The sequence below is a fragment of the Vibrio sp. LaRot3 genome (assembly GCF_027587025.1).
In the GTDB taxonomy this organism is placed as follows: domain Bacteria; phylum Pseudomonadota; class Gammaproteobacteria; order Enterobacterales; family Vibrionaceae; genus Vibrio.
Genome location: NZ_JAPPTI010000004.1, coordinates 263062 through 280196 on the forward strand (window position 1 = coordinate 263062; position 17135 = coordinate 280196).

The 17135-nt window shown below is 44.5% G+C and carries 13 protein-coding genes; 6 read left to right on the forward strand and 7 right to left on the reverse strand.

Features of this window, described 5'->3' with window-relative positions:
- Positions 1-2 precede the first annotated feature (2 nt).
- On the reverse strand, positions 3-2261 hold the full coding sequence (locus OH461_RS11795; RefSeq protein WP_270020814.1) for a ribonucleoside-diphosphate reductase subunit alpha: 2259 nt from the start codon (positions 2259-2261) through the stop codon (positions 3-5).
- A 477-nt stretch (positions 2262-2738) separates the two neighbouring features.
- Here OH461_RS11795 and trhO point away from each other — a divergent pair, with 477 nt between their 5' ends.
- The 3 genes from trhO to OH461_RS11810 all read left to right on the forward strand — a co-directional run bounded on the left by trhO (position 2739) and on the right by OH461_RS11810 (position 9416).
- Positions 2739-3719, forward strand: coding sequence for an oxygen-dependent tRNA uridine(34) hydroxylase TrhO (trhO, locus tag OH461_RS11800; RefSeq protein WP_270020815.1), 981 nt, complete (start codon positions 2739-2741; stop codon positions 3717-3719).
- Between the two features lie 128 nt (positions 3720-3847).
- Positions 3848-7996, forward strand: coding sequence for a DUF3859 domain-containing protein (locus tag OH461_RS11805; RefSeq protein WP_270020816.1), 4149 nt, complete (start codon positions 3848-3850; stop codon positions 7994-7996).
- Between the two features lie 25 nt (positions 7997-8021).
- On the forward strand, positions 8022-9416 hold the full coding sequence (locus OH461_RS11810; RefSeq protein ID WP_270020817.1) for an HNH endonuclease: 1395 nt from the start codon (positions 8022-8024) through the stop codon (positions 9414-9416).
- 99 nt (positions 9417-9515) lie between these two features.
- Here the strand turns inward: OH461_RS11810 and OH461_RS11815 are convergent, their stop codons facing one another.
- Genes OH461_RS11815 through OH461_RS11825 form a run of 3 tightly spaced genes read right to left on the reverse strand, consistent with a single transcriptional unit; the run spans position 9516 to position 11845 of the window.
- Entirely contained in the window at positions 9516-10640 is a 1125-nt protein-coding gene (locus OH461_RS11815; protein WP_270020818.1) for a M20 family metallopeptidase, read from the reverse strand.
- A gap of 9 nt (positions 10641-10649) precedes the next feature.
- On the reverse strand, positions 10650-11117 hold the full coding sequence (locus tag OH461_RS11820; protein ID WP_260260525.1) for a YjiG family protein: 468 nt from the start codon (positions 11115-11117) through the stop codon (positions 10650-10652).
- Entirely contained in the window at positions 11117-11845 is a 729-nt protein-coding gene (locus tag OH461_RS11825; RefSeq protein ID WP_260260526.1) for a nucleoside recognition domain-containing protein, read from the reverse strand. Before OH461_RS11825 ends, OH461_RS11820 begins: the two co-directional genes overlap by 1 nt.
- Before the next feature lie 456 nt (positions 11846-12301).
- On the opposite strand from OH461_RS11825, the gene OH461_RS11830 reads away from it, so the two are divergent.
- Both OH461_RS11830 and nhaD read left to right on the forward strand, forming a co-directional pair.
- Positions 12302-12481: a hypothetical protein gene (locus OH461_RS11830; protein ID WP_270020819.1), complete on the forward strand. Its 180-nt coding sequence runs from the start codon at positions 12302-12304 to the stop codon at positions 12479-12481.
- A gap of 36 nt (positions 12482-12517) precedes the next feature.
- Positions 12518-13960, forward strand: a complete 1443-nt coding sequence (gene nhaD, locus OH461_RS11835; RefSeq protein WP_270020820.1) for a sodium:proton antiporter NhaD — start codon at positions 12518-12520, stop codon at positions 13958-13960.
- Between the two features lie 112 nt (positions 13961-14072).
- On the opposite strand, the gene OH461_RS11840 is transcribed toward nhaD, so the two are convergent.
- From OH461_RS11840 to OH461_RS11850, 3 genes are all read right to left on the reverse strand, one after another.
- Entirely contained in the window at positions 14073-14765 is a 693-nt protein-coding gene (locus OH461_RS11840) for a glutathione S-transferase family protein (RefSeq protein WP_270020821.1), read from the reverse strand.
- Positions 14766-14886: 121 nt separating this feature from the next.
- Entirely contained in the window at positions 14887-15456 is a 570-nt protein-coding gene (gene sigZ, locus OH461_RS11845) for an RNA polymerase sigma factor SigZ (protein WP_270020822.1), read from the reverse strand.
- Positions 15440-15736 carry an ArsR/SmtB family transcription factor gene (locus tag OH461_RS11850; protein ID WP_270020823.1) on the reverse strand — a complete coding sequence of 99 codons (297 nt, stop codon included), beginning with the start codon at positions 15734-15736 and terminating at the stop codon, positions 15440-15442. Before OH461_RS11850 ends, sigZ begins: the two co-directional genes overlap by 17 nt.
- Positions 15737-15921: 185 nt before the next feature.
- Between OH461_RS11850 and OH461_RS11855 the strand changes: the two genes are divergently transcribed.
- Positions 15922-17049 carry a permease gene (locus OH461_RS11855; protein ID WP_270020824.1) on the forward strand — a complete coding sequence of 376 codons (1128 nt, stop codon included), beginning with the start codon at positions 15922-15924 and terminating at the stop codon, positions 17047-17049.
- Positions 17050-17135: the final 86 nt, after the last annotated feature.

Sequence of the window (17135 nt, forward strand, 5' to 3'; positions counted from 1 at the left end):
AACTAGGCGCCACAGTTGAGGCAATCTTCATCTTGTTGCTGACCACCAACGGTCACTTTCACTGCATTCGCCGATGGCTTAGAACGCAGGTAGTACATGCCAGTCTTCAGACCTTTCTTCCATGCGTAGAAGTGCATTGCGTTAATTTGTGCAAAGGTTGGTGAAGCTAGCCATAGGTTTAAACTTTGTGACTGACAAACGTATGGGCCGCGATCGGCTGACATATTAATGATGGCTTTTTGCGAAATTTCCCAAATGTTGCGGTACACCGCTTTGAGATCATCAGGGATCGCGGGGATATCTTGGACTGAACCATTATGAAGAATGATGTTGTCACGGATCTCTGTCGTCCAAAGACCACGCTCTTCCAAATCGTACACTAGGTGTTTGTTCACAATAATGAACTCACCAGAAAGCGTCTGACGTTTGTAGATGTTGCTGGTCTGCGCTTCAAACGCTTCAGTATTACCTAAGATTTGCGCTGTTGACGCTGTTGGCATCTGAGCAATCAGCAGTGAGTTACGCACACCATGCTGAGATATATTCTGTTTTAAGCTATGCCAATCCCAACGGCTGCTTGGCTCTGCCTGCCATAAATCAAACTGGAAGATACCTTGGCTGATTGGCGAACCATCGTAGCTATCGTAAGTGCCTTTTTGCTGCGCTTGTTCACAAGAAGCCTCTAGTGAAGCGTGGTACATAGTTTCAGCAATATCTCGGTTTAGCTTGCGCGCTTCTTCGCTGTCATAGGCAAGGTGCATCTTAAAGAACACATCCGCTAAGCCTTGAATACCTAAACCTACAGGGCGATGGGCGTGGTTAGATTTTTCAATCTTATCCGTTGGGTGGTAGTTAACATCAATCACGCGATCTAGGTTTTTAATCGCAACCTTAGTTACACGGTGCAGCTCATCGAAATCGAAACCATCTTGAGTGACAAACTTAGGCAGTGCCACAGAGGCTAAGTTACATGCCGCAGTCTCCTCTGGCGTTGAGACTTCCATGATCTCCGCACACAAGTTGCTCGACTTAATCGTACCTAGGTTCTTCTGATTAGATTTTTCATTACATGCGTCTTTATAGAGCATGTATGGTGTGCCCGTTTCAGCTTGCGACTCAATAATTTGCGTCATTAGGCTACGTGCTTTAATGGTCTTAAGACCTAAGCCTTGCTGTTCGTACTGCTCATACAAACGCACAAAATCGTCACCATAAACGTCTGACAAACCTTTAGCAGAATGCTCGCTAAACAGAGTCCAATCACCGTCTTCTTCCACGCGTTGCATGAACAGATCTGGCACCCATAACGATAAGAACAAGTCACGAGCTCGGAATTCTTCTTTACCGTGGTTCTTACGCAAATCAAGGAAGGACTCAATATCTGCGTGCCATGGTTCAAGGTAAATCGCAAATGAGCCTTTACGCTTACCGCCCCCCTGATCAACATAGCGCGCAGTCTCGTTGAATACTTTCAGCATAGGTACGATGCCGTTAGAGATACCGTTGGTACCTATAATCGGTGCACCCGTTGCTCGGATATTGTGGATATGAAGACCAATCCCGCCCGCTGATTTTGAAATCAACGCACAATCTTTCAACGTATCGTAAATACCTGAAATTGAATCGTCTTGCATCGCCAATAGGAAACAAGAAGAAAGCTGCTGCATTTTACAACCGGCATTGAATAGCGTCGGCGTTGCATGCGTGTAATAACCTTGGCTTAGCAAGTCATACAGCTCTTTGATCTCATCTAAATCGTTACCAGCAACAGCAATCGCCACACGCATAAACATATCTTGTGGTCGCTCGGCAATTTCACCATTTACTTTCAATAAGTAAGAACGCTCTAGTGTTTTGTAGCCAAAGTAATCGAACTGATAATCCCTGCGGTAATCAATCAGCTCTTCAAGATCGTGCTTATGGGTATCAACGAAACTAACGTACTCATCAGACAAAATACCTATTTTGGCGAGCTTTTGCGTCGCGTCCCAAAGGCCACCTGTTTCTTTTTGCAAAGAACTCACCATGACCCGTGCCGCTAGCTTTGCGTAATCCGGGTGTTCCGCCGCCATGCTGCCTGCCGTTTCCGCTAGGAAAACGTCAATTTCAGTCACCTTGATACCATCGTACAAACCACTTACCACGCGTTGAGCAACCGCGATAGGTTCTACTTTTAGACCATCTGAGAGTGCCTCAGCGCGTCTCGTTACTTTATCTAAGCTGGCTTTTTCGGTACGTCCGTCTCGTTTTATTACGTCCATAATTCTATATCTTGTGTTTTATTTAAGAAGTTGACCCTACATGTATGCATTTAGATCTAAGTGATAACAATTATCATTACAAGCAATTTTACATTTAGGCTTCCCGCTAGAAAAAATCAGATTGTAAAATTCGCAATGGCTGACAAACCGCCATACACCAAGGGGTTATTGTCTGTTGAGCGAAGTAAGTGCAAACGAATAATTTACGAACAAAACCATAAAAATCAGCAGCTTAACTAAATTTAGATTAATCAACAAAAAAGAGAGCAAGATCACATTAACATCGAAAGAGCCATCAGACTTTGCTTACCCTTTTTGAAGCAAAAATGGCCATTTCTTACCATTAAGATGATTTAAAGCTGCAATGCGGTAAATATCCTCACCTTTGCCCCTAAAAACTGTCGGTATTTGTCTAAACTAGTTAGAGATATAATGAGAACAATTCTCAATAAACCTCATTTCTACTAAGGAATTATCATGAGTGAGTTCGTTGTTTGCGCTCTGTACAAATTTGTCCAATTGGATAACTACCAAGAGTTGCGTAAGCCTCTGCAAGATTTAATGCAGCAGCACCAAATTCGAGGCACATTGCTTTTGGCTAAAGAAGGCATCAACGGCACCGTTGCAAGCAGCCGAGAAGGGATTGATACACTACTCGCATGGCTTAACAATGAACCGCGTTTAGCCGGTATCGTCTACAAAGAGTCATTAAACTCACAGCAACCTTTCAATCGCAGTAAGGTCAAGCTGAAGAAAGAGATTGTGACTATGGGTGTTGAAGGTATCGACCCACGACAAGTTGTTGGCACTTACGTTAAACCGAATGAATGGAACGACCTTATCTCAGATCCTGAAGTATTTGTGGTGGATACTCGTAACGATTACGAAATTGAGCTTGGCACGTTTAAGCACGCAGTGAACCCAAACACGGATACTTTCCGTGAGTTCCCTGAATACGTTGAGAACAATCTTGATCCCGAGAAACACAAAAAGGTCGCTATGTTCTGCACCGGTGGTATTCGCTGTGAAAAATCCACCGCCTACCTAAAAGAACAAGGGTTTGATGAGGTATATCACCTTGAAGGCGGCATTTTAAAATACTTAGAAGAAGTGCCGGAAGAAGAAAGTCTTTGGCAAGGTGACTGTTACGTGTTCGATGGCCGAGTAGCGGTCAATCATCAACTCGAAAAAAGCAACTTTGACCTTTGTAACGCTTGTCGATTACCGGTAACTGAACAAGATAAGCAGTCCGAACAATTTGAACACGGTGTCAGTTGTCCTAAATGTTTCGGCAGTCACTCAGAGGAGCAAATCGCTCGCTTCCGAGAGCGTGAAAAACAAATCACGCTAGCGAAAGAGCGAGGTATTGAGCATGTGGGTGGTCAAAGCCAGCTACACATGCAGCAGCGACGCCAACAAAAGCTCGCCGCTAAAGCCGCACAACGTAAGCAAAAATAGTGAACAGATAAGCAATCGCTTTCTCTTTGGCTTATGATCACAAAAGAAGCGGTTAGTTAAAATTTTCAATGACATAGACACAGTGCAACCCTATTCTTAAACGAATTTTATAATGCTGTGTCTAAGTTATGTCTGTATTAGAAGAAACAACCGCTCTTGTCATCCCATATGACCCTCAAAATGTTGAATCCCTGCGCCAAGGCTTAAAACTCTATCGTCAATATATTGAGCGTGAAGATGCCTTCCAGGAGTTCAGCTGTCGCGTGACGTTTAAAATTGAAGAAAACTGCGACGATACCATTGGCAAACTGCTGCAAGACCCTATCACTCGCACGCTGATTAAATTTGCCGGTGCAAAGCTTGAAGAGATCAAACCAGAAACCAATCTCAGGAATTGTGTGTATGAAGATGAGACCGCATTTTTCCTCCGTGCCCTTCACCATGCAGAGCTTGAATCTGAACTGGAGCAAACCGCTATTACGTTAACGGCGGTATCTCGTCGTATTAACGACTCTTCTGATATGTGGATTTCAGACACAGAAGTGCTGGGTTTATTGCCTCTGTTCATGCTGGCACTCAAATACCCGCAATACACCTATCACCTTGCCAGCTACATCGTACCTTACTGGGATGAAGAACATGCCCCATTTGGCGGTGAAGTATTGGCGATTGTGGTCAGTCATCACGGATACAGCCACGATATGCTCAAAGCATTCTGCTACTGTGATAACTACATGGCGCGCGCCAAGATGTTTACCTTAGAAGCGATAAGCCGTATCAATATTCAACAGGTACAAGGTAAGCAGAGACGCCAGCCGTTACTTGAGGTATTCCGCCAACAGCCAGAAGAGTTTGAAACCTTCAAACGTCTACTAAAAGAGCGTTATGCGGCGATGGATTTCTTGCAGTACTCCTCAAGCCCACACGAATACAATGACGACCCGATTCGCCCTCTGGTTCTATCTATCGTTTCTCCTGATGCTGGCACGGAATGGTACGATTTTGATGAAAAAGAAGAGTCCATGAGCGAAGCCATGTTCATCGGAAGTGTTGCCGATGATGCCGCCGCTGATCTCAAAATCGAAATCGAAGAGTACTTAGGTCGCCCGATTGTAGAACCGAAAGAATGTGAGGAAGAAGAGTGGGGCGATATCTACTACGCAAGAGGCACCTCTGAAGAACAGTGGAAAGCCTTTATTTGTGGAGAATTCGACAACGGCCAACAAGTTTGGGAATACGTGTTAACCGGTGAGAACCCAGAGATTCTCGACCAAATCGAAGCTTGTGACGCACCTAAGCTGATGATTGATGGCAACTACAAAATTGCTGAAAAAATCGATTATTACGTGGGAATGTTTGAAACATTCCACAGTGAGTTGGCAAGTATCCTTAACGACGTAATCTGCGATTGGAGACCTGACGACGAAGAAGACGAGTATGAAGAATGCCCTAGACTTCTACGCTTACTCGATGTTATGCATCGTTGGAATGATAAACAGAGCTTCCACGCCGATCTAATGGATGAGATGGTTAACGAGTACAAATTCATCTCGGATAAAGAATTTATTGCACGCTATAACGGCGACTGGAAAACGCTTTTATTCCATTGCATCGATTCATTCTCAGGTTACAGCAGCAATATTGAACTCACTGAAGCAAAAACACTGTATCAAATCTCTTTAGACCATCGTGATGAGCTCAAGCAAATCATCGAAAACGAAGACTACCCGCAAATTTGCGATGAATTTAGATCAGGCCCACCACGTGAAACCATCTTGGCCATGTGTGCCGCCATCGTTCATTTTGACCGAGAAAATGGGACTCAAGACGACTTAAACCAATATGTGTTAAGCCTACTTAATCAGCAGTTAGTTCGCGCGCTTACAGACCAAACCTCCGAAACCAGTCACTTCGTTTGCGGGCCAAAAACGCCATCTTGGCAATACGTCGAGCCAGAAGAAGAAGTGCTAAAACAGATCAATCAAGATTGGGATGTGGTCGAACAATACTTAAATGCGAAACATGATGATGTTGATAAGGCTACGCAATGCTTTGATAAACACCAGAAACTCGATCGTGATGATGACAGCATCTTCTTCCAGCAAAAACGTTATGAGTTCCTGCGAGACTTTGACCACAGAGCTCAGAAGCTTTTAGTAGCAGCACACGTCGTCTCAAAGCAAGACAACTCGCCAATCAAAGATTTCTGCGAGCGCTTTGTTGAGCTGTGGGTGCGCCTTGCTCCGTGTAAAACTTGCCGCATGCTTGGCCACTTCTACAATGTTTCACGCTACGGTGATTTCGAGTCTGAAGAGTTTCTACGCCAAAACGCTGCGCTAACTGAGAAAATCGTTGGCATTACTGATGTAGGTGCGAGTGCGTTCGTTGCTGAAAACCTCATCAGCGAAGTACGCTCGGGTGAGGACTATCAAGAAGTGTTCAAGCCGATGTTTGAGATGTACAAACAAGAAGCACAGACTGACGAACCAGAACAACAGCTGTTACATCAATCGTTAAGCGTAATTCCGCAGAACTACAAGCAGATTTTCATGGGTCAACTATTCAAATATGACCCAACCATCGATCCTGATTACTTTGAAACTGAGCTCCGTCGAATTGTTCAGCTGCGCGTAAAACAGCGCTTACTTAATACGATTCATGAAGAGCGCGACTTTAATCAAGAAGAGCTATCAGCCCTGAAATTGATTGAGGAGTACGTTCACCTTCAGCAACCTGCAACGCAAGCTCAAATCGATGAAGTGGTCGCCATGATGAAATCTCATTACATCGAAGATTTTATTGGCCCTTACCGCGCCGCAGAAGTGGATTTCCTATTCTGGTTTGCTTCTGATGTGTTGAAAGATAATCTGTTACAAGTGTACATCCATCACTCAGAAATGAGCTTCACTAAGCTGCATGATGACAACGACGAAAGCCAAAAACGTTGGCTGTGTGAGCGCGTACTTTCATTGGGTATCAACAAAATCAAACTGTTTGAAACCATCATGGATGAACACTGGGAAGAGTGTTTAGACATTTTCCCAGATCAACTCGAACTTGCTTCTCTCACTAATGAACTTAGCGTAGAAGACCTGCATGATCTGCTTATCGAACTGGCAAAGCGTGGCGATTACCAACCATTGATTGATACTCACGCCGATCATCACTCACGCCGCATTCGAGATCTAGTCGCTGAGATTCAAGCTGGTAAGTTCAACAAAGATAAGTTCAATTTAATCGAAGTCGTCCACTTTGGCATCTACGCCGAAGCCGGAACACCAGAAGAACTAGAGGCAGCCAAGCAAGCTCAAACGGAAGAGGATGAAGGGTTCGTTGCCATCCATCAGTTGGACCATCGCAAAGAAACCCTGTTGGTGGAAACGGAAGTGGGTCGCTCATTTGGTATGCGAGTGGGTTACTTCAGCGATGACACACCAATGGATGAGCTACCTGAAGAGATCAAACTCAAAGCACGAGTTCACCATCCTTACATCCATACCCACGGTGGATACCTGTCTGAGTGGGACTTCCAACTTGAAGTGGATACAAGCTGCTACATTGGTTGGACGTTCTCACATAAATCTTTGTGTGTGCCCGGGATCTACAAAGTTGAGATCGTCAAAGGCGACGACGTAATTGAAAGCAAGACTTTCCACGTGGTTGAAAACCGACCTTTATATGTCGACAGCTTAATCGAGAAATACCAAGACGGTTCGTTAACTCAAGAACATATTGGCAGCATGAATGTACACGACAACGTGCTGAACATGCTCGATGTTAAGAACAATTGTAATTCTTTAAACATCGCTAACCGATTGATTAATAACGTAGTGAATGTTTACCAACATCACGACAATAACGATCTCGCGTTTTTAGAATTAAGACTAAACGAAAGCGCGCCTAAACATTGGTATCGAGCGGCAAACCAACTCCGCCCATTCATTGAAAAGCGTGTCAAAGGCAAGCAGTTACTGATTGGTTCAAACGCTGCGATTGAACATGGCTTAGCTAACCCTAGTATTTGGCAACAAGGACTAAGTGCGAGTACACCCGTGAAGTTTGTTCGTCCAGATCCTGATCATGCCGATAGTTTAATTGCCCTGCACCTTAAGAAGAAGGGCTTTAGAACCCTATTTGGCTACAGCAGAGAAGGCGATTTGTGCCGAATACTCATTGCACCAATCAAAATCGGCCTGTTGCAACGTTACCTTCTGCATATGGTAGCGAAACTGGCTAGCGACTCGGTTGAACGCCAAGGCGTACCAGCCGCACTGTAAACGGATCCAAAGAAGGAAAGAATCAGTGTTTGAAGTAGGAAAGGTTTATAACCGCCGAAACGAGATTCATGGAGTGTATCAAGGCCAACAATATGGTGGCATTGCAACACCATCAAAGCATCCTTTTGTATTCATCTTCACCAGCGATGCTGGTGAAGAGTTTGGTTATAGTGATGGCTTTGCTCCTGACGGTACATTTAGATACACAGGTGAAGGACAAGAAGGCGATATGAAAATGGCTAAAGGTAATTTGGCCATTTATCAACATAGAAACAATGATAAAGAGATACTACTGTTCGAATCAGTCTATAAGGGCTATGTTCGTTTTGTCGGTAGTTGCAACTATATAAGCCACCACACAGAGCCTCGCCCAGACAAAAACAAAATGCTTCGGAGCGCCATAGTATTTCACTTAGATATTGTTCCAGCATCTAAAACTAACCGAATCCAAGAAACAGTAGGCCGATTACTATCCGCCCCAAAAAAGACTAATTCATTAGTACAGCTGCGTAATATAGCAACAGCCAAAACACCGGAAAACGTCACTGAACAAGAACAATTAAGGTATATAAAATATCGCAGTGAAGCCATAAAGATGTATGCTAAAAAACGTGCCAATGGGGCTTGTGAAGGGTGCGAAGAAAAAGCCCCTTTTATGACATCTAAAGGCCCTTACCTTGAAGTTCACCACCTAACTAGGTTAGCTGATGGCGGCGCAGACTGCCCCGAGAATGTAATAGCGCTCTGCGCGACATGCCACCGGAGAGCTCACTATTCTGTAGAGCATATTGAGTTCAACTCTCTACTATGTAAAAAAGCCGCCACAATAGAAGATGGTATACAACTACTCCATATAACAGACCTAGTACAAACAGTTTTAAGTAAACAAATCATGCCAACAGTTAACGAATTTAAACACGACATCGAACAATACAAATCAGGTGTTTGCAAAGCCCTTGCTGACTATCTAAACGACCAACACACATTTTTCAGTGATTACAAAATCCGTGCTGTAAATTTTGAATTTAATCCGGATCACGACTTCCAAATGCTCATTAGCTTTCTCGTTGAGGGAGAAGAAGCATGGCAAGAGAAATCCGATCCACAAGGTGACTACTACACCACAGATTGGAAGTATCATATGTTCAACCTAGACTTTACGGGCCATGAAAGTGACGAGCTAAATGAAGCCCTGTATCTAGAGCTGGATGACTTAGCTGATCTAGATTATGGCCCTCTCAACCAGTTTTATGATGAGATGCATAAACAACTCGCCAGTGTCGTGAAATCTGAATTGGTGATGAAAGCCATCCACTCATTCCAACACTCTGAGCAGTTTGATGTGTTTATGATCGACCCAAGAGATGAAGATATCGATTACATGCAGCAAGAAACTGCTGTATTTCAATATCAATCGTAATTATTGCAACTGGTTAAAAAATCGAAACCGAACCGAAAATTCTGCATAAAAAAAGAGCCTAAATTAGGCTCTTTATCAGGGGTAAGGCTTTTGACTAAATTATTTTGCGAGCTTTTCTAGTACACGCATCAACATGCGAATACGTGGCTCAATCGACTCAAGCAACAAGTACTCTTGATCGCTGTGGAAGCCTGCACCAATTGGGCCTAAACCATCCAATGTTGGAACGCCAAGAATCGCTGTGTTGTTCGCATCAGAGCCGCCACCCACTTCTTTCCAGTTGATGTCGATGTTTAGCTCTTGCGCTGATTCTTCAACTAATGCCATCAGTGCCTGAGTTTGCTCACTGGCTACCATCGATGGCTTGTAAGCTTCGCGATCCATTTCAACCACAACATCAGGTGTAAATGGCTGAGCTTTCAGCGCATTTAACTTAGTATCAACTTCATCGTATTCTTCATTGCTCCAGAAACGCACATCCACAATCGCCTGAGCGTACTCAGGAACAATGTTTGCACCCGCACCACCAGAAACGATACCAACGTTTAGTGTCGTACCTGACTCAAAGTTGGTCATTGCATTGATCGCTAGAATCCAGTTCGCCATTTCAGTGATCGCGCTACGGCCGTTTTCCGGCTCGTTGCCTGCGTGAGCCGCCACACCTTTAAAGTCGAACTTATAGCGAGCCATACCCTTACGAGCTTTAACTAGGCCACCATCCGCACGCGCTGCCTCCGCGACTAATACGTGACGCGCTTGCTTAGCCACAGATTGAATCCAATCCACAGAGTCTAGAGAACCTGTCTCTTCATCTGGGTTCATGCAGATCGCAATCGACAGTTTGTTTAGCACGTCAGCATCAAGGTTGCGCATCGCATAAACGATGTTTAACAAACCGGATTTCATATCAGATACGCCCGGGCCATAAGCTTTTTCAGCATCTGTGCTCATTGGTCTTTCAGCCGCGGTACCCACAGGGAAAACCGTATCCATGTGGCCAATAAGCATCACATCAATCACGTCTGCTTCTGGCTTGTTGCGGATCTCTAAGCCAACACCCGCTTTACCACAATCGATGCGTTTGACGTTCCAACCATCAAGTTGCGCGAACTTTTGCTCAAACTGAGCGGCGATAACTTCAATACCTTCAACAGTGTACGTTCCGCAATCCACATCAATCAGTGGGCGCAGTTCTTCAAGGTAATCATTCAGTGAGAAATTCATTTTCTGCCCTTACACAAACAAGTTCATCACAAGCATTGCGCCAAACGCGTTCAATACAGAAATCGCAATCATCACTGGGATGTAGCGGCCTTCAGTACCGATTGGGCCCATGATACGACCCATGTATTGAACCTGTGAGCCCATTAGGTAAATCGCAGGGGCTAAAATCGCAATATGTGTACCGTTAAGAATGCCTTGGTCAAACAGGGTGATCACCACGCCCACTGCGCCACCCATCGACATCCACGCGCCAATGAGCACAGCTGCCGCTTCACCCGGTAGACCGAAAACAGCCATAATCGGCGAGAACACTGTACCCATCAGATCAAGCGCACCGGTAATTTGCAGCGCTTTAATGATAACGAAAGCCATCAGAACGTTTGGCACGGTTGATGTTGTTGCAATCACCCAGCCTTTCTTAGCGCCTTCTACGAAGATGTCGGTAACCATAGGTTTTTTCTGTTTAACTTCGCTCATTATGCTGTCTCCTCTTGTAGGCTTTTATCTTGATTTTTGTCTTCTTTGCCTTCAGTGATGTTTAGGTAGATACGGAATAAGTTGGCACCGACAAATTTGAATACAAACATGATGGCAACAGCCAGACCGATTGAAGACGTTACCGCCAACGAACCATCAGCCATGGTCAGAGTGAATAGCACCGCACCAGAAGAGAAGAAGTTAACGATGGTCGCGCCAGCCGTGAACTGGAACATGGTAAACACATCGGTTTCGCGCTTAGTTAAGCGCCCTTCATCTTTCAACTGACGGGTCATTGCCGCGCCAGCATCAGTACTTTGCAATGACGCAATCAAAGCAAGACCTGAGCTACCCGGAATACCCATTAATGGGCGAAGTAGAGGAGTAAGAAGCTTACGAGCCGCATCGAGTGCGCCGTAATGCTCAAGAACATTAATCACACCAAGTGCGAACATAACAGTTGGAATAAGAGTTAGAGCAAAAATGAAACCGTCACGAGCACCGCTACCGCCTTTACCACGTAAAGAAGTGGTTGCCGCTTCAACACCTTCAGCCGTCTCTTTTACATCGTAAGCGACTTTACCAAAAGAGCCATTTAGCGTGGTGAAATCGAGCACACCGTACCACTCATTAGATTTCATCAAGCCAGAGAAAAATACCACCGCAAAAGCAAGCGCGACATAGCAACCCCATGTCACTTTACGCCCTGTTTGAATTGGATTGGACATTGTTATCACCTTAATTATTAGGAACAGAATAAAAGGGAGCCATGGTGCTTTTTCCATCAATTCATGGAGAAAAAACCAAAAGCCTTAGCCATTTTGTGGGAATTACTGTGCTAGAAATCTGATCCGAATCAATTGGCAATTAAAACTATTAATAAGCTTTAACTTGATATCATAATTTGTGATAACACGCATAATTAGTAAAAAATGCTAGTCAAAGTTCATAACAATGCACATCAACTGTATTAATAAAATAATCAAAATTAGTTAAATATTAAGGTATGTCGGCTTATTCCACATGCCTCACAAACTATCTCGCTAAAGCCCACTAGAATAAGTTTGCTCGAACGACAAGTATTTATGCCTAGATTCAAATATTTGGGGTATTAGGCCAAACCATTAGTGATGGTGCAGCAAGGTTCTCATGATCGTGAATCGCAACTCAGAACAAGCATTCACATGGGAGCGACTGTCAATCGCCAGCTCGATAACGTCATGGATGGCGTTGGTATCTCTACCCAGCAAACAACAATAAAACATGCAGCAAGCAGTGGGACTGCATCAATAAGCTTTTACTCTGTGGCAACGTTTAGTTCGCTAACTCAGCCACTGAGTTTCCGTTCGAGTGTTAACACTTAAGCCTATGTAGTTGTTAATATTCAAGGAGTTGAAGTAATGAAGAGACTGTGGCCAGTTTGTTTAGCCCTGTTAATGTTGCCCTGTTCTGTTTTTGCCGCTAGTAGCGGCGCACAATCCCCCCCTTTAGATCTCACCCAATCCACCATCGGATACGTCGCTATTGTTATTTTTGCTATTGCCTACACCTTGGTAATGCTGGAAGAGTACTTGCAACTGCGTAAATCCAAACCTGTGCTGCTTGCCGCTGGCCTTATCTGGGCGATGTTGGGTTATGTCTACTCTCAACAAGGTCACATAGAAGTCGCCCACGCCGCATTGGAGCACAACCTATTAGAATACGCAGAGTTACTGCTGTTCCTGTTGGTTGCGATGACCTACATTAATGCGATGGAAGAGCGGCGACTGTTTGATGCGTTGCAGGCTTGGATGGTCGGCAAAGGGTTCAATTTCCGTGCTCTATTCTGGTTAACCGGTATTCTCTCCTTCTTTATTTCACCTATTGCCGATAACTTAACCACCGCACTGCTTATGTGTGCCGTTGTCATGAAAGTGGCCGGAGACAATAAGCGCTTCATTAACCTCGCTTGTATTAACATTGTCGTCGCGGCGAACGCCGGCGGTGCGTTTAGTCCATTTGGCGATATTACGACCTTGATGGTCTGGCAGGCTGGTCATGTTTCTTTCTCTGAGTTCATGCCCCTTTTCGTGCCTTCTGTGGTCAGCTACGTTATACCTGCCATCATCATGTCGCTGTTCATTCCCAACAGTAAGCCAAACGTGGCCCATGAACATGTAGAGCTAAAACGTGGCGCACGCCGAATTGTAGTGTTATTCATACTGACTATTTCAACTGCGGTTGCCTTCCATGCAGTGCTCCACTTCCCGCCAGTGATCGGTATGATGATGGGTTTGGCGTACTTGCAGTTCTTTGGCTTCTATCTACGTCGCACACTCAAACGCTCATTGGCAAACAAAGCTAAGATGGCAATTGCGAATCGTGATGACTATGCCCTCAAGCGTTTAGGCTCTGTGGTGCCATTTGATATTTTCCGCCGCGTCTCCCATGCAGAGTGGGACACCTTGCTCTTTTTCTACGGCGTTGTGATGTGCGTGGGTGGTCTAAGTTTGATTGGCTACTTGGGTATGATTTCTGAAGTGATGTACCTTCAGTGGGACCCAATTTGGGCCAACATCATGGTGGGGATTCTTTCTGCGATTGTCGATAACATTCCGGTGATGTTTGCGGTGCTTACCATGGAGCCAACCATGTCTATGGGTAACTGGTTGTTAGTCACATTAACCGCAGGCGTAGGCGGCAGCTTGTTGTCGATTGGTTCTGCAGCTGGGGTTGCGCTGATGGGAGCAGCACACGGTAAATATACCTTCTTCGGCCACTTAAAATGGGCGCCAGTCATTGGCATCGGTTACGCGGCGGCTATTGTGACCCATTTATGGATGAACAGCAGCCTGTTCACCTAAACGACTCAAGTCAGTAATCACTGAACAATCAAAAAGAGCTTACCGCACCATGCGGTAAGCTCTTTTCTTTATCGTCATGCCCACTACGTTAATAGCGGCATTTTAAGCTGATTTAGCAGCAGTTAGTGCCACAACCGCCATTATCACTGCAATCTTTACCCGCACCTAAGAACGTCTGATCCGATAGATAAAAACCGGTGAATGCCTGTTCAAAATCTTCCGCGACTGACTTTTCCATTAGACCTGTCTCTAGCAGAGCTTGCTGCCAAGCTTGAACTTTAGGAAAGCCTTCAAGCATATCAAAACAGGTGTGTGCCTTAATGATATGGGCACGGTGCAGCACTGGTAGCCAAGCCATATCAACGTTGCTCAATGACTCGCCTTTAAAGAATGGGCCATCGGTCAATTGAGCTTCAACTTTAGCAAAGGCTTTGCCAAGATTTTCCACGCGCTCAGTTAATAGCTCTTCATTACTACTACGCATTGTTGTGCATTGCGCTAAGTACTGTTTAGAGCCTAAGTAACTCCAAGCACGATCTAAAGCGCGCTGCTCATTACTAATACCTTGTTCTAGCGGGCCAAACTCATCTTGAATGTATTCAATAATCGCATCTGACTCAAACAACGCAGCACCTGACTCTGTAATCAGCAGTGGTACTTGACCGTTAGGTGACACATCTAAAAACCATTGTGGCTTGTTGCTTAAGCTGATGAACTCAATTTCGTAAGGAATTTGCTTCGCTTCTAGCGCAGCAGTGACACGTTGCACAAATGGGCAGATTTTAAAACTCACGACTTTAATCATTTTTCACTTCTCATTTAGTTCAGCATTACTTCGCTGACGGTTAATAGGGGCGATTTATCTCGCTTACACCTATAAGACGACGCTGTTTCAGAGAAGACGAAAAAGATTTAATTTATTTTCATTAGCAGCCGCATTGTTTGTTTTTTTGATGATAATCAATCACATTGCCATGCTTATCCAGTTGAAGCTCACAACAGTTCTCGAACAGTTTTCTTAACTCCAAGCGGCTTTTTTGCACTCGAGACTTAAAAGTGGAATAGCTAATACCTTGCTGCGCGGCGAGTTCTTTTTGGCTTTGGCCTTCTAACTCAACCGCTGCGAGCATGGCTGCATTCTCTTGTGGTAAAGCTTGAATGAATGGCGCAATGCATTTAGCCATCTCTTGCTCTAAAGTTTCAGGTTGTTGCTGATACCAAAGCTCTTCTGCATCGATCTCTTGATCACGCTGGACGCGAGCGCGCTTACGGTAAAAATCGACAATGGTGCGATGGGCAAGCTGAAACAGCCATGCTTTCACACTGGTTTGATCTTTAATCGTGGAGAGATTCTGATGGGTTTTAATCAAAATCTCTTGCAGTAAGTCTTCTACATCCGCTTCGTTGCTGACTTTAGAGTGCAAGAACGCTTTCAGCGAACGCTGATATTTCTCCCACACTTGATCCAATTTCAACGGTTCAGCTACATTGCTCATCAACACAACACTCATCTTGTAAAAAGCCAATCACACCTTCTAGGCACTGATATTCAGCCACGCAATATAGCGTTCTCCCTTCTCGGCGCTGACTAATCAGCCCAGCAGACGCCAAGCTTGAAATATGGTGAGAAAGGGTCGAACCCGGAATACCGAGCGTTTCTTGTAATCCACCGACAGCGATGCCTTGATAACCCGCTTTCACGACGGCTTTGTAAATCGACAACCGCGTGGTGTGACCTAACTCTTTTAATGCTTTCGCGACAAATTCTAATTGCATATCGCTTTCCTCTAACTGGTATATTTCCAAAATAATCGAAATATTTCTTTTTTGCAATCCGCTCTCATAAATCGACCTCAAAAATTATTTCGACATTTATCGAAATAAATCTTGATCTTTAAATTTTCATTTCTATAATTCGAGAAAAGTCGAAATGACGAATAACTTCTTTTTGGAGAAACATCATGAGTAATGACCTAATCACCATGGCGAAAGAAGCACTCGATATGTTTGCTTTTCTTGCTGTTGAACTAACCATCCTATTTTTGGCCATCAGCTACATTGTGGGTGTACTGCAAGAATTCTTAACACCTGAAAAGATCCAGTCGATCTTAAGTTCTCGCAACGGCAAAGGCTATGTTGTGGCAGCATTGTTAGGCTCAATCACACCATTTTGTTCATGTTCAACCATCCCTTTCTTAAAAGGACTACTAAGAGCAAGAGCCGGCTTTGGACCTATGATGGTGTTCCTATTCGCTAGCCCGCTACTTAACCCAGTCATCATTGGTCTATTTGTAGTGACCTTTGGCTGGAAAGTCGCACTGTTCTACTTTGCCATTGCGCTATTTGTCTCAGTGGTAGCCGGTATGATCTTAGAAAAGCTAGGCTTTGAGCGTTACGTAAAACCAGAAGCGTACCAAACATCTGAAGCATCAAGCTGCGGTACAAGCTGTAGTGATAGCAAACCAGAGGCAGCTAAAGAACCAGCACCAAGTTGCGGACCAAAAAGCGGTTCTGACTCAGCTCCAGTCGCGGCACAAACAAGTTGCTGTGGTGACAAAGAACCTGCGCCAGTTGCAGCGAAAACAAGCTGCTGCGGCGAGAAAAAAGTAGAACCTGTTGTTTCTTGCTGCTCTTCAGACGGCACAGCAACCGCAGAATTAGTAGAAGTAAAACAACCAAGCCGTTGGGTGAAAATTTGGCACTCAACATGGAAAGACTTTAAGCAAGTTCTACCTTACTTATTGATGGGTATCGCGATTGGTTCGTTCATTTATGGCTTTATCCCGACAGAGCTTATCGCAGAATACGCAGGGGCTGGTAAGTGGTATGCAATCCCAGTAGCGGCTGTAATTGGTATTCCTTTGTACATTCGCGCGGAAGCTGTAATTCCACTAAGTGCCGCACTGGTACAAAAAGGAATGGCTTTAGGCTCTGTAATGGCACTGATAATTGGTAGTGCGGGTGCAAGTTTAACAGAAGTGATTTTGCTGAAATCTATCTTTAAAAACCAAATGATTGCGGCATTTCTTGTGGTGATCCTTAGCATGGCGATTGGCGCTGGCTTCCTATACACCGCGATCTTCGCTTAACACTTAGCGATTAACTGCCCATTCTTTACCTAATAAGCAACAACTTGCCCAAACCAAAGCAAGTTGTTGCTTTATTCAATATAAAT